This window comes from Pseudomonas sp. GW456-L12 (assembly GCF_059424045.1).
Genome location: NZ_JBWKZA010000005.1, coordinates 1 through 13,100, shown reverse-complemented (window position 1 = coordinate 13,100; position 13,100 = coordinate 1). Strand labels below are relative to the sequence as shown.

Here is a 13,100-nt window from a genome sequence, read left to right as displayed (position 1 = left end):
GCGAGGCTTGCCCGCGAAGCTTTTGACGTCAGGGCAGTTCCAGCCCGCCCGCCGCCTTGTGCAAGGCCCGCAGATGTTCGCCGAGCTGTTTCAGGTTGGCCTCGTTGGCGGCGATTTCGGCAGCGCGGCTCGGCTCCAGCAACGCGCGCACTTCCTTGTCCAGATCGCCGGTCAGGGCCTGCAGCTGTTTCTGGCGCAGGCTGCTTTCCGCTTCCAGGCGTTGCCATTCGCTCGGCTGCGGCAAGCCATAACCGCTGCTACCGAGCAGTTCGGCCGGGCGACTGAGGAAGCCACTGTTGGCGAGGATTTCCTGCAGGGTCTTGTTGGCCTTGTCCATACCGCCGTTCTGCAGCTCGCGAGCCCCCAGATAACGTTGCTTGACCTCATCCTGGGCCAGCAGCAGCTGGCGCCGGAAGCTCGCCTGTTCGAGCAGCAGCAAGGCGGCGCTGGTGCGCAGGTCCGCCTGGTCGAACCACTGGCGACGCTGCGCGGCACTCAGGGACAGCCAGTCTTCCACGCTGTTCTGTTTGATCGGCAGGTGCTTTTTCAACACCTCGAACATCGCCTGGTAGCGGTCGCGGAAGGAGTCGAAGCGATACCCCAGGCGCAAGGCTTCGCGAGGATCGTCCAATACGCTGGTGTCGGCCAGGCCGCGGCCCTTGAGCACTTCCAGCAGGCCGTTGGGCATGATGCTGTCGAGCCCGGTGAGCTGGGCATTGTTGCTGCCGCTGCGCAGCAGCTTCAGGCTTTCCACGGCGCAGTTGTTGGACAGGAAGTAATAGTTGCCGTCGTAGCTCCAGTGCATCTCGGCGGCACGCTCGACCACTTCTTCGATCTCGTTGCGCGACAGGTTCAGCGGCACCGAAGCCAGGCTGCGCAGCTCGGTCTTGGTGTATTCATCGATGACCTGGGCCAATGGCAGGATAAACAGGCGGGACGGGTATTTGCCGACCAGGCCGTCCCAGCTCGACAGCTGCACGTCACCGACAAAGGCGCGGTAGGACAGCACCAGGTGCTGCTCGAGGTCCAGCCGGCAATCCGGCCCGCGCGGCCGGCCAGGTGCGCAGATCACCAGGCGCAACATGCTGTGCCCCCAGCGGCTGACCCAGTTCTGGTTGGCTTCGGCCAGCAGGTAATCCACGGCATAGACCCGCTCCGGGTCGACCTTGCCCAGCGGCTGCTTGGCGAAGTCGTTGCCGGCATTGAGGAAGGCGAAGGACTGGGCGCAGGTGTCCTTGGCCTTCGGTGCCCAGCCGAAGTGTTCCTGGTAATAACGGTACAGCGCCGGTCGGCGGCAGGCGTAGCTCGGGTCCAGGAGGAAGTACTCCATGTTCACCGCGACGAACTCTTTGGGGTTGGTCGTTTCGTAGATGTCCGGGCTGCGGGCGACCTGGCGGTTGTACTGCTCGCGTTCGCCGCGGCGGCCAACGTACTGCGGCCAGCCGGCGAGGTCGAGCAGGCGCGGGTCGTCGCTGAGGGTGAAACGGCGCGCGGTCTGGCCACGGCACTGGTCCGGCAGCCCGATCAGGCCCGAGGCGCTGTTCTGGCGGCTGCAGCGCTGGATCAGCGTGCGTTCGGCACCCGACCACAGGCGCGAACGGTCATAAATATGGGTGAGCTCATGCAGCACGGTGGCGAGCATTTCCCGGCGCACGGTGCCATGGGGGCGATGGGTCTTCTGGGTGGCCGCGCTACCGTCGGTGAGGCTGGCCAGCAGTTTGCGATTCAGGTCGAGTTCGTCGACCAGCGATGCCTGGCCGTAGGCGTTGTGAGGCATGTCGTCGGTCCAGCCGACATCGATGCGACGGTCCAGTTGTTCGATGAAGCGCGGCGGCAGCGCTTGCATCGCTTCATCCAGCAGCGCCTGGCTGGCGTGCTGCTGCTCCGGGCTCAAGCCTTCGGTCTTGAGCCGCAGTTGCAGGCCGGCCTGGGCGCTGTTGCCCAGGAGTAACAGCGCTGCGCCCAGCAGCCAGGCGGCGAGCGGCCTCACAGTGCGAGGATGGCTTCGGCGAGCACCTGATCACTGGCGCCGCGGGCTTGCGGCACACGGTTACGCAAGGTATCGAAGGCGGCTTCCAGTTGGGCGCCACGAATATCGCCGTCGCTGGCGACGAAGCTGGCGGCGTCGTCATGGGCGGCACGTACGATTTTCGAGTCGCGGATGGAGGTGGTGGTGTCTGAGGTGAAATCGATGGTACGACCAAAGGCTCGAACGATGATGTTACTGGTGGCTACCAGGGTTTGCGCCTGGGCCACATCAGCCAACAGCAACAGGCCAAGGGTGGCAGCAATCAGCGGGCTACGCATGGAACGACTCCGGGATGACAGGGATAGTTATTGGACGAGAATTGCCTGCGCCAGTTCAAGGTCGCCGACATGAAGTTGTGGCTGGGTTTTACGCAGGTATTTCAGGGCTGATTCCAGCCGGGCTCCGCGCAGGTGGCCGTCAGTGGCAATGAACGCCGCGGCATCATCCTGGGCCGCCAGTACGCGTTTGTTGTCGAAAGGCGCGGAGGTCACTTTGCTGGTGGCGTAGCCCGTGATGACCAGGCCTTGTGTGCTCAGGTCGAAAGCAGCGGCCGAGCCAGTCCAACACAGGACAATCAACGAAGGGACGGTAAGCAAGGATCTGAAAAAACGCATGAGTCTCGACAGCTGAAAAACCAGCAGCAAGGCTAGCGCAATGCCCGGGCGAGAGCCAGCGTCCAGGGTTTCGGGTGCGTTGGCGCACCCGTCACCGGAGCGGAAGTCAGATCGTCAGGATGGCCTGAGCGAGCTGGGCGTCAGTAGCGCTCAGTTGTGGCAACTGCTGGCGGATGTGGTCAAACGCGCTTTCCAGCTTCGCACCGCGAATGGCGCCTTCGGTAGCGACAAAACTGGCGGCGTCGTCACGAGCGGCGCGCACGATTTTGTTGTCACGGAACGAGGATGTGACGTCGGAAGTCGCATCGGAAGTGGCCTTGAGTGCGCCGACTACCGCATCGGTGGTAACGATAAAGCTGGAGGCGTGGGCGTTGGAGGCCAAGGCCAGCAAGGCAGCAGCGCTGAGCAGGCGAAGACGGGACATAGGTAAAACTCCTTGATAACAGATAGGGTGGTGCTGAGTGGGCACCGGGTAGTCACTGTGGGGCAGATGAATCAGACGCCCCTTCAGGAAAATCGCTACACGCTACCGGATATTAGGCTCACCCCATCTGTTCGAATAGCCCTCTTCATGCTGTCCTGGTGCGAACTAGCGCCAGAAGGGTTTGTCCAGTTCGGCCATGCGGTCGCTGTGGCTGATGCCTACATCGGACAATTGCTGATCGTTGAGCCCTGCCAGCACTCGACGTGTTCGGGCGTTCTGCTGCATCTGGCACAAGGCGCGGTACAAGCGTTTCCACACGCTTATCTGAGGATGGGAAAAGCTGAGAGGTGCGATACGTCCTGGTATGTGGTTCATGGTGCGGTCCTTTCGGCAGGCCGAAGTCAGGGACTTGGGACACCATGTTGCTATTCATACAGGCATGCATACAGATACACCGGTATAAAATTGTACTGGTTCAGTTTTGTTTATATTTAAACTGTATCTGCCGAGCCATACCCTTTCTGTACCGGCGGCTTCCGGCATTGCCAGGCCTTAAACGACAAAACCCGTCGCGGTTGCCCGCGACGGGTTTTGTTTTTTCAATTCGGGGTGCTGGCGGTGGACCCGGTGGGTCAGAGCCAGCGACGCTAACTTAGCGCCAGAACGGCTTGCTCAGCTCTTCGTAGCGTTGAGCTTCGCTGATACCTGCGTCAGCCAGCAGGCGCGAATCCAGACGAGCCAGTTGGTGGCGGCTGGAGATGCGGCGCTGCCACAGCATCAGGTTGGCGAGAACGCGCAGAGGCATGGAAGCCTGGGTTTTTGCAGCTTTGTCTTCGAAGAACAGTTCGGAACTGAGTGTACGTTCCATGGTGTGCATCCTTCCGCTTGTGGCGGGATTAGGTAGTGGTTTAACTGGTGCCCATGATCCTCCTCTCGCGCCAGTCTCTCTAGATACAGTTCATCTGTATTGTGAGGGACCAGTTAACTGTTTATAGGTGCTGTACTGTTCGGAAATGATGCAACTGTACCTGTCAGCACCATTTAGGTGCGTTTCAAGGTGTTTTCTCGAAAAAGGTAGGGTTTTGAGGGGGGAAAGTACCGGTACAGCAGTACAGTTTTTGACAAGTGTTTAAGGGTTGTCGATGAGCTGACGCAACTGTGCTTGCGTCAGCCATCGACTGTACCCATCACACAGCGAGCATGCGCCCGGTTTCTTCCAGGTTCATGTGCCAGCGCAGAGCATCGCGCAGGACGTGTGGTGTGTGACCGCCCAGGGCGCAGGCGGCGGTGAAGTAGTCATTCAGCGCCTGGCGATAGTCCGGGTGTACACAGTTGTCGATGATTACCCGTGCCCGCTCCCGTGGCGCCAGGCCACGCAGGTCGGCCAGGCCGATCTCGGTCACCAGGATGTCGACGTCATGCTCGGTGTGGTCGACGTGGCTGACCATCGGCACCACGCTGGAAATCGCCCCGCTTTTGGCAATGGACTTGGTGACGAAGATCGCCAGGTGCGCGTTGCGCGCGAAGTCCCCCGAACCACCGATGCCGTTCATCATCCGCGTGCCGCAGACGTGGGTGGAGTTGACGTTGCCGTAGATGTCGAACTCCAGGGCGGTATTGATGCCGATGATGCCCAGGCGACGCACCACTTCCGGGTGGTTGGAGATCTCCTGCGGGCGCAGTACCAGCTTGTCCTTGTAACGCTCCAGGTTGCCGAACACATCGGCGTTGCGGCGGCTCGACAGGGTGATCGAGCTGCCTGAGGCGAAGCTCAGCTTGCCGGCGTCGATCAGGTCGAAAGTCGAGTCCTGCAGCACTTCGGAGTACATGGTCAGGTCTTCGAACGGCGACTCGATCAGGCCGCACATCACCGCGTTGGCGATATTGCCGATGCCTGCCTGCAGCGGGCCGAGCTTGTTGCTCATGCGGCCAGCGTCCACTTCCTGCTTGAAGAAGTTGATCAGGTGATTGGCGATGCCCTGGGTTTCGCTGTCAGGGGTCGAGACGGTGGATGGCGAGTCCGCCTGGTTGGTGATGACGATCGCGACGATCTTCTCCGCCGGGATCGGGATGGCGGTGCTGCCAATACGGTCGTCGACCTTCACCAGCGGGATGGGCGTGCGGGTCGGCCGGTAGGTCGGGATATAGATGTCGTGCAGGCCTTCCAGGTTCGGGTTGTGCGCCAGGTTGATCTCGACGATCACGTGCTTGGCGAAGATTGCGAAACTGGCGGAGTTGCCCACCGAGGTGGTCGGCACGATATGGCCCTGCTCGGTGATCGCCACGGCTTCGATGACAGCGATGTCCGGCAGCTTGAGCTGCTGGTTGCGCAACTGTTCCACGGTTTCCGACAGGTGCTGGTCGATGAACATCACCTCGCCGGCATTGATCGCCTTGCGCAGGGTGCTGTCGACCTGGAACGGCATGCGTCGAGCCAGGACACCGGCCTCGGTGAGTTGCTTGTCGAGGTCATTGCCCAGGCTGGCGCCGGTCATCAGGCTGATTTTCAGTGGGGTTACCTTGGCGCGCTCGGCCAACGCATGGGGCACGGCCTTGGCTTCGCCGGCGCGGGTGAAACCGCTCATGCCGACGGTCATGCCGTCCTGAATCAGAGCGGCAGCGTCGGCGGCGCTCATCACCTTATCCAACAACGAAGGCAAGCGGATACGATCACGGTACATGGATTGTTATCTCGGGCAGCGGAAGCAAGATGCGCAGTCTAGTGATTTCAAAAAAATTCGTCCCGCTACCAAGGTCGAATGAAAGGCCGCGATTTAGAGCCTTTTGTCGGGTTTGTGCGGGAAATAAAAAACCCCAGCCTACTAAAGGCTGAGGTCTTGGGTGTTGCGCTGGAGCAGGTTTTACTCGACGGCTTTGACCATGTCTTCGATGACTTTCTTGGCGTCGCCGAACACCATCATGGTCTTGTCCAGGTAGAACAGTTCGTTGTCCAGGCCGGCATAGCCGCTGGCCATCGAACGCTTGTTGACGATGATGGTCTTGGCCTTGAACGCCTCGAGAATCGGCATGCCGGCGATCGGCGATTTCGGATCGTTCTTCGCCGCCGGGTTGACCACGTCGTTGGCGCCGAGCACCAGCACCACGTCAGCCTGGCCGAACTCGGAGTTGATGTCTTCCATCTCGAACACCTGGTCGTACGGCACTTCGGCCTCGGCCAGCAGCACGTTCATGTGGCCGGGCATGCGCCCTGCTACCGGGTGGATCGCGTACTTCACGGTCACGCCATGGTGAGTCAGTTTCTCGGTCAGCTCTTTCAACGCGTGCTGTGCCCGGGCGACCGCCAGGCCGTAACCCGGAACGATGATCACGGTGTCGGCGTTGGTCAGCAGGAAGGTCGCGTCGTCGGCCGAACCGGACTTCACCGGGCGGGCCTCTTGCGCGCCCGCCGGGCCGCCAGCGTCGGCAGTGTTGCCGAAGCCGCCAAGCAGTACGTTGAAGAACGAACGGTTCATCGCCTTGCACATGATGTACGACAGGATCGCACCGGACGAGCCCACCAGGGAGCCGGCGATGATCAGCATCGAGTTGTTCAGCGAGAAGCCGATCCCCGCCGCTGCCCAGCCCGAGTAGCTGTTGAGCATCGACACCACCACCGGCATGTCGGCGCCGCCGATCGGGATGATGATCAGCACGCCCAGCACGAAGGCCAGGACCAGCATCAGGGCGAAGGCGCCGAGGTTGCCGGTGAGCATGAAGGTCACGCCCAGGCCCAGGGTTGCCAGGCCGAGAACCAGGTTCAGCTTGTGTTGGCCGCCGAACTGTACCGGTGCGCCCTGGAACAGGCGGAACTTGTACTTGCCCGACAGCTTGCCGAAGGCGATCACCGAACCGGAGAAGGTGATGGCACCGATGGCCGCACCGAGGAACAGTTCCAGGCGGTTACCGGCCGGAATCGCATCACCCAGCTGCTTGACGATGCCCAGGGACTGCGGCTCCACCACGGCGGCAATGGCAATGAACACCGCCGCCAGACCGATCATGCTGTGCATGAAGGCCACCAGCTCCGGCATCTTGGTCATTTCCACGCGCTTGGCCATGATCGAACCGGCGGTGCCGCCGATCAGCAGGCCGACGATCACGTAGCCGATGCCAACGGTCGCCAGCTCCGCGCCGAGCTTGAATACCAGGCCGACGGTGGTGACGATCGCCAGGGCCATGCCGAGCATGCCGAACAGGTTGCCGCGACGCGAGGAGGTCGGGTGCGACAGGCCTTTGAGGGCCTGGATAAAGCAGATCGACGCGATCAGGTAGAGCGTCGTTACCAGATTCATGCTCATTACTTGGGCGCCTCTTCTTTTACGGCTTTCGGGGCTTTTTTCTTGAACATCTCAAGCATGCGGCGGGTTACCAGGAAGCCGCCGAACACGTTGACCGCGGCCAGGGCCACGGCCAGCGTGCCCATGGTCTTGCCCAGCGGCGTCACGGTCAGGGCGGCGGCCAGCATGGCGCCGACGATCACGATCGCCGAAATGGCGTTGGTCACCGCCATCAGCGGCGTGTGCAGTGCGGGCGTAACGTTCCAGACCACGTGATAACCGACATAAATCGCCAGCACGAAGATGATCAGGTTGTAGATACCGGGGGAGATAAGCTCTTCCATCGTCTGAATCCCTGCTTAGGCGTTTTTACGGATGACTTGGCCGTCGCGGCACATCAGGCACGCGGCGACGATGTCGTCTTCTAGGTTGACCTCGAACTGACCTTCTTTGGTGAAGACGAGCTTCAGGAAGTCCAGCAGGTTGCGGGCGTACAGCGCCGAGGCGTCGGCAGCGACAGCGCCGGCCAGGTTGGTCGGGCCGACGATGGTCACGCCATTCTCGACCACCACCTGATCCGCCACGGTCAGCGGGCAGTTGCCGCCCTGGGCCGCGGCGAGGTCGACGACCACCGATCCCGGCTTCATCTGGGCCACGGTTTCGGCGCTCAGCAGTACTGGCGCCTTGCGGCCTGGAATCAGGGCGGTGGTGATCACGATGTCGGCCTGCTTGGCGCGTTCGTGCACGGCCTGGGCCTGGCGCTGCATCCAGCTGGCAGGCATCGGGCGTGCGTAGCCACCGACACCGACGGCGCATTCACGCTCCTCATCGGTCTCGTAAGGCACGTCGACGAACTTGGCCCCCAGGGATTCGATCTGTTCCTTGACCGCCGGACGCACGTCCGAGGCCTCGATCACGGCGCCCAGGCGCTTGGCGGTGGCGATGGCCTGCAGGCCGGCAACGCCGGCACCGAGAATCAGTACGCGAGCGGCTTTCACGGTGCCCGCGGCGGTCATCAGCATCGGCATGAAGCGCGGGTAATAGTGGGCAGCCAGCAGCACTGCCTTGTAACCGGCGATGTTGGCTTGCGAGGACAGCACATCCAGGCTCTGAGCCCGCGAGGTACGCGGCGCTGCTTCCAGGGCGAAGGCGGTGATGCCGCGCTCGGCCATCTTGGCAATGGTTTCATTGCTGAACGGATTGAGCATGCCCACCAGGACGGTGCCGCTCTTGATCAGGGCCAGTTCGCTGTCGCTGGGAGCCACGACCTTGAGAATCAGCTCCGCGCCGAATGCATCGTTGGCGCTGCCAATGGTTGCACCTGCCGCTTCATAGGCACTGTCGACAACACTGGCGTTGATGCCGGCGCCGCTCTGCACAGTGACTTTATGACCCTGGCCGATCAGTTTCTTGATGGTTTCCGGGGTTGCAGCAACCCGTGTTTCACCCGTTTGGGTCTCGAGAGGAACACCAATGTGCACGTCAAATCTCCTGCGTGATCTTATTGCTTTCGATCTTTTTTAGAAGGCCAGCGCACTACGGATGGTGCAGCTGGGGCGGCCGATCAGCACGATCCCGCCAGAATCAAGGCGGGGCGCGGCATTTTGCAGGCGAACATTACGCCCTTCAAGGGATTATGAGGGGTGACGGAAAATTAACTACAAGTCACCCCGTGACCGAATGTCGCAAGGGTAGGGCTCAATCCCTTGCAAGCCGTGCCTTGTAAGGATTTCGACGGAAAATAAAACATTTTTCACATTGCTCATGTGAATGGGCGTTTATGGCCCTAAAAAAGCCCTACAAGCCGCGTGGTTAGGCACTTATAGGACGGTTGTTCCGCTTATCGATACAGTCTGCCTAAATGCGACATTTAGTTATATCCGTAGTGTTTTGTTTTTTCTGACTACGAAGTCAGCTTGTCGCCCTGCCCTGCTATTTCTCAAGGCTGTAGCCTTGTGCCTGTTCCACCAGCCAATCACGAAAAGCCCGTAAAGACGCTGATTCCACCTTGCGCTCGGGAATCATCAGGTAATACGCCTTGATGCTCGCCAGTGCTTCGGGGTTGGCAATCACCAGGCGCTTTTCCCTCAGCTCTCGTTGAATAAGGAATGGCGGGATCAGGGCTATACCCATGTCGTGCATGGCGGCTTGCGCCAGCATGGAGAATAGTTCGTAACGCGGGCCTGTCATGTCTCGCGGGATATTCAGGTGCTGTGAGTTGAACCATTGCCGCCAGGCATAGGGGCGCGTGGTCTGCTGCAGCAGCGGCAACTCGGCGATTTCTTCAGCGCTTAGCCGGGTGCGATTGCCCAGGGTTTCGGGGCTGCATACCGGCATCGGGTTTTCTCCCATCAGGCGATGGGATTGGGTACCCGACCAGTCGGCATCGCCAAAGTAAATCGCGGCGTCGAAGTCGGTATCGGCGAACAGGAAAGGCCGGGTGCGGTTGGTCAGGTTGACCGTGACTTCCGGGTGTCGCTGCTGAAAATCCTTGAGTCGGGGTAATAGCCATTGGGTGCCAAAGGTCGGGACCACTGCCAGCTCGATGACGTTGGCGCCCTGCTGGCCCATGACGGACAGCGTGTCGCGTTCCACTGCGTCCAGTTGAGTCGCCACGCGGCGGCTGTAGGAGAGCCCCGCCTCGGTCAGCTTGACGCCGCGTCGGGACCGGCGGAACAGCTCGACTCCGAGAAACTCTTCCAGGCTGGCGATCTGTCGGCAAATTGCACCTTGGGTCAGCGAAAGCTCCTGCGCTGCCTTGGTAAAGCTCTCGTGACGGGCGGCAGCTTCGAAGCTGATGAGGGCGGCAGTGCTGGGGATCTTTCTGCGCATGTACGGCAATCTCACTAATGGAATCGCTAAAAGCCGCTTTCGGCTGTTACGGAGTGAGAAATTAGCACAACAGTATGCGAAATCCTCGTTTGCCGCGCCCGCAAAGCCGGCCTAGGATCAGTCCACGAACGTTGACCTACTTCACGAGGACTCACTCATGGGCGGTAAAGCAAGCTTCAACTGGATCGATCCCCTTCTGCTGGATCAACAGCTCACTGAAGAGGAGCGCATGGTGCGCGACAGTGCCGAGCAATTCGCTCAAGGCAAGCTGGCGCCGCGTGTGCTCGAAGCTTTCCGTCATGAAAAGACCGACCCGGCGATCTTCCGCGAAATGGGCGAAGTCGGCCTGCTGGGTGCCACCATTCCCGAACAGTACGGCGGCAGCGGTCTGAACTATGTCTGCTACGGCTTGATTGCCCGCGAAGTGGAGCGTGTTGACTCCGGCTACCGCTCGATGATGAGCGTGCAGTCCTCCCTGGTGATGGTGCCGATCAATGAATTTGGTACCGAAGCCCAGAAGCAGAAGTATTTGCCGAAGCTGGCCTCCGGCGAGTGGATCGGCTGCTTTGGTCTGACCGAGCCTAACCATGGCTCCGATCCGGGCGCGATGATTTCCCGTGCCCGTAAGGTCGATGGCGGTTACAGCCTGACTGGTAGCAAGATGTGGATCACCAACAGCCCGATTGCTGACGTGTTCGTGGTCTGGGCCAAGGACGATGCTGGGGATATCCGCGGCTTCGTACTGGAGAAAGGTTGGAAAGGTCTGAGTGCTCCAGCGATTCACGGTAAGGTCGGGCTGCGCGCTTCCATCACCGGCGAAATCGTCATGGACAACGTCTTTGTGCCGGAAGAGAACATCTTCCCGGATGTACGGGGTCTGAAAGGTCCGTTCACCTGCCTGAACTCTGCCCGCTACGGTATTTCCTGGGGCGCCCTGGGTGCGGCCGAATTCTGCTGGCACACCGCTCGCCAATACACGTTGGACCGTCAACAATTCGGCCGCCCGCTGGCGGCTACCCAACTGATCCAGAAAAAACTGGCGGACATGCAGACCGAGATCACCCTCGCCCTTCAAGGTTGCCTGCGTCTGGGCCGGATGAAGGATGAAGGTACGGCGGCGGTGGAAATCACCTCGATCATGAAGCGCAATTCCTGCGGCAAGTCGTTGGACATCGCTCGCATGGCCCGTGACATGCTGGGCGGTAACGGCATCTCCGACGAGTTCGGCATTGCCCGTCACCTGGTCAACCTGGAGGTGGTGAACACCTACGAAGGGACTCATGACGTCCATGCGCTGATCCTGGGGCGCGCACAGACCGGCATCCAGGCGTTCTACTGATAGGAGAACGGCCATGGGCGCGTTATCTCATTTGCGGGTGCTGGACTTGTCGCGAGTGCTGGCCGGGCCTTGGGCCGGTCAGATCCTGGCGGACCTGGGGGCCGAGGTGATCAAGGTCGAGCGTCCGGGTAATGGTGACGATACGCGCGCCTGGGGGCCGCCTTTCCTCAAGGACGCTTATGGTGAGAACACTACGGAGGCTGCCTATTACCTGTCGGCCAACCGAAACAAGCAATCGGTGACTATCGACTTCACTCGGCCGGAAGGTCAGCGCCTGGTGCGCGAGTTGGCGGCCAAGTCCGACATTCTGATCGAGAACTTCAAGGTTGGCGGTCTGGCGGCCTATGGGTTGGACTATCAGTCGCTGAAGGCGCTCAACCCTAATCTGATCTATTGCTCCATTACCGGCTTTGGCCAGACCGGGCCTTATGCCAAGCGTGCCGGCTACGACTTCATGATCCAGGGGCTGGGCGGGCTGATGAGCCTGACCGGGCGTCCCGAGGGTGATGAGGGCGCCGGGCCGGTGAAAGTCGGCGTGGCATTGACGGATATCCTGACGGGGTTGTACTCGACTGTGGCGATTCTTGCCGCATTGGCGCACCGGCAGCATGACGGCGGTGGGCAGCACATTGATATGGCGTTGCTGGATGTACAGGTTGCGTGTCTGGCCAACCAGGCGATGAACTACCTGACCACCGGAGTCGCTCCCAAGCGCCTGGGTAATGCTCACCCGAATATCGTGCCTTATCAGGACTTTCCCACGGCGGATGGCGATTTCATCCTTACCGTGGGGAATGACGGGCAGTTCCGCAAGTTTGCCGAGGTGGCGGGCCAGCCGCAGTGGGCGGACGATCCGCGCTTTGCGACTAATAAGCTGCGGGTTGCCAATCGGGCGGTGCTGATTCCATTGATCCGTCAGGCCACGGTGTTCAAGACCACCGCTGAGTGGGTTGCCCAGTTGGAGCAGGCGGGGGTGCCTTGCGGCCCTATCAACGATCTGGCGCAGATGTTCGAGGACCCGCAGGTCAAAGCACGCGGGTTGGCGATCGAGCTGCCTCATGCGTTGGCGGGGTTGGTGCCTCAGGTAGCGAGTCCGATCCGTCTCTCCGAGACGCCGGTCGAGTACCGTCATGCGCCTCCTCTATTAGGAGAGCATACCGCCCAGGTTCTGCAGCGAGTGCTGGGGCTTGAGCTTGAGTCCGTGGATGCCTTGCGAGCCTCGGGTGTGGTGTGAATGCGCTCTGCTATATAGAGAGCATCTGATCCCTTCTATATAAGAGGCCTGAAAACACCCCTTTTGGGGTGTTTTAAGGTTTATTCATAGTAAAAGCAAATTAGGGGTTGACGGCAGATTCTGGACGTCTATAATTCGCCCCACTTCCGGCGCAGTCGAAACGGAAAACTCCTTGAGATTCAACGAGTTACGCGGTTTTCGACAGCGGTTACGCTTCAGTTCATCGAAGCCCGAAGGAGTTGATTCGGCAGTCAGTTTTCGCCGAGTTAACGATTCGATCTTCTCGGTCGAAAGCGGAGAAAAAGAGGTGTTGACAGCAGCGTGTAACGCTGTAGAATTCGCCTCCCGCTG

Annotated in this window: 14 protein-coding genes; 2 read left to right on the top strand and 12 right to left on the bottom strand. The window is 60.5% G+C overall.

Features of this window, described 5'->3' with window-relative positions; translation table 11 throughout:
* Window positions 1-28: 28 nt before the first annotated feature.
* The 11 genes from AC07Y9_RS07930 to AC07Y9_RS07880 all read right to left on the bottom strand — a co-directional run bounded on the left by AC07Y9_RS07930 (window position 29) and on the right by AC07Y9_RS07880 (window position 10,176).
* The gene (locus AC07Y9_RS07930; protein ID WP_087092804.1) at window positions 29-1,990 is read right to left on the bottom strand and encodes a DUF7844 domain-containing protein; all 1,962 of its coding nucleotides are present in this window, start codon (window positions 1,988-1,990) and stop codon (window positions 29-31) included.
* Window positions 1,987-2,307: a DUF2388 domain-containing protein gene (locus AC07Y9_RS07925; protein WP_007924254.1), complete on the bottom strand. Its 321-nt coding sequence runs from the start codon at window positions 2,305-2,307 to the stop codon at window positions 1,987-1,989. Before AC07Y9_RS07925 ends, AC07Y9_RS07930 begins: the two co-directional genes overlap by 4 nt.
* A 27-nt stretch (window positions 2,308-2,334) precedes the next feature.
* On the bottom strand, window positions 2,335-2,643 hold the full coding sequence (locus tag AC07Y9_RS07920; RefSeq protein ID WP_053263282.1) for a DUF2388 domain-containing protein: 309 nt from the start codon (window positions 2,641-2,643) through the stop codon (window positions 2,335-2,337).
* A gap of 106 nt (window positions 2,644-2,749) precedes the next feature.
* A complete protein-coding gene (locus tag AC07Y9_RS07915) occupies window positions 2,750-3,067 on the bottom strand; it encodes a DUF2388 domain-containing protein (RefSeq protein WP_102678774.1) in 318 nt (105 codons plus the stop codon).
* Between the two features lie 165 nt (window positions 3,068-3,232).
* Window positions 3,233-3,442, bottom strand: a complete 210-nt coding sequence (locus AC07Y9_RS07910) for a DUF1127 domain-containing protein (RefSeq protein ID WP_007924249.1) — start codon at window positions 3,440-3,442, stop codon at window positions 3,233-3,235.
* Window positions 3,443-3,719: 277 nt separating this feature from the next.
* Window positions 3,720-3,935 (bottom strand): DUF1127 domain-containing protein, encoded by a 216-nt coding sequence (locus AC07Y9_RS07905; RefSeq protein ID WP_009041553.1) that lies wholly within the window; start codon window positions 3,933-3,935, stop codon window positions 3,720-3,722.
* Window positions 3,936-4,254: 319 nt separating this feature from the next.
* On the bottom strand, window positions 4,255-5,748 hold the full coding sequence (gene scpC / locus AC07Y9_RS07900) for a succinyl-CoA:acetate CoA-transferase ScpC (protein ID WP_102678775.1): 1,494 nt from the start codon (window positions 5,746-5,748) through the stop codon (window positions 4,255-4,257).
* Window positions 5,749-5,928: 180 nt separating this feature from the next.
* Entirely contained in the window at window positions 5,929-7,365 is a 1,437-nt protein-coding gene (locus tag AC07Y9_RS07895) for an NAD(P)(+) transhydrogenase (Re/Si-specific) subunit beta (protein WP_102678776.1), read from the bottom strand.
* On the bottom strand, window positions 7,365-7,688 hold the full coding sequence (locus tag AC07Y9_RS07890; protein ID WP_003187010.1) for an NAD(P) transhydrogenase subunit alpha part 2: 324 nt from the start codon (window positions 7,686-7,688) through the stop codon (window positions 7,365-7,367). The genes AC07Y9_RS07895 and AC07Y9_RS07890 overlap by 1 nt, the downstream gene beginning before the upstream one ends.
* A gap of 15 nt (window positions 7,689-7,703) precedes the next feature.
* On the bottom strand, window positions 7,704-8,825 hold the full coding sequence (locus AC07Y9_RS07885; RefSeq protein ID WP_007924238.1) for a Re/Si-specific NAD(P)(+) transhydrogenase subunit alpha: 1,122 nt from the start codon (window positions 8,823-8,825) through the stop codon (window positions 7,704-7,706).
* 451 nt (window positions 8,826-9,276) lie between these two features.
* Entirely contained in the window at window positions 9,277-10,176 is a 900-nt protein-coding gene (locus AC07Y9_RS07880; RefSeq protein ID WP_102678777.1) for a LysR family transcriptional regulator, read from the bottom strand.
* Window positions 10,177-10,333: 157 nt separating this feature from the next.
* On the opposite strand from AC07Y9_RS07880, the gene AC07Y9_RS07875 reads away from it, so the two are divergent.
* Together AC07Y9_RS07875 and AC07Y9_RS07870 are read left to right on the top strand one after the other, a co-directional pair.
* Window positions 10,334-11,515 carry an acyl-CoA dehydrogenase gene (locus AC07Y9_RS07875; RefSeq protein ID WP_007924234.1) on the top strand — a complete coding sequence of 394 codons (1,182 nt, stop codon included), beginning with the start codon at window positions 10,334-10,336 and terminating at the stop codon, window positions 11,513-11,515.
* A 13-nt stretch (window positions 11,516-11,528) separates the two neighbouring features.
* On the top strand, window positions 11,529-12,749 hold the full coding sequence (locus tag AC07Y9_RS07870) for a CaiB/BaiF CoA transferase family protein (protein WP_102678778.1): 1,221 nt from the start codon (window positions 11,529-11,531) through the stop codon (window positions 12,747-12,749).
* A gap of 84 nt (window positions 12,750-12,833) precedes the next feature.
* Here the strand turns inward: AC07Y9_RS07870 and AC07Y9_RS07865 are convergent.
* Window positions 12,834-13,100: hypothetical protein (locus AC07Y9_RS07865; RefSeq protein ID WP_218277444.1), on the bottom strand; the 267-nt coding region annotated here is incomplete at its 5' end.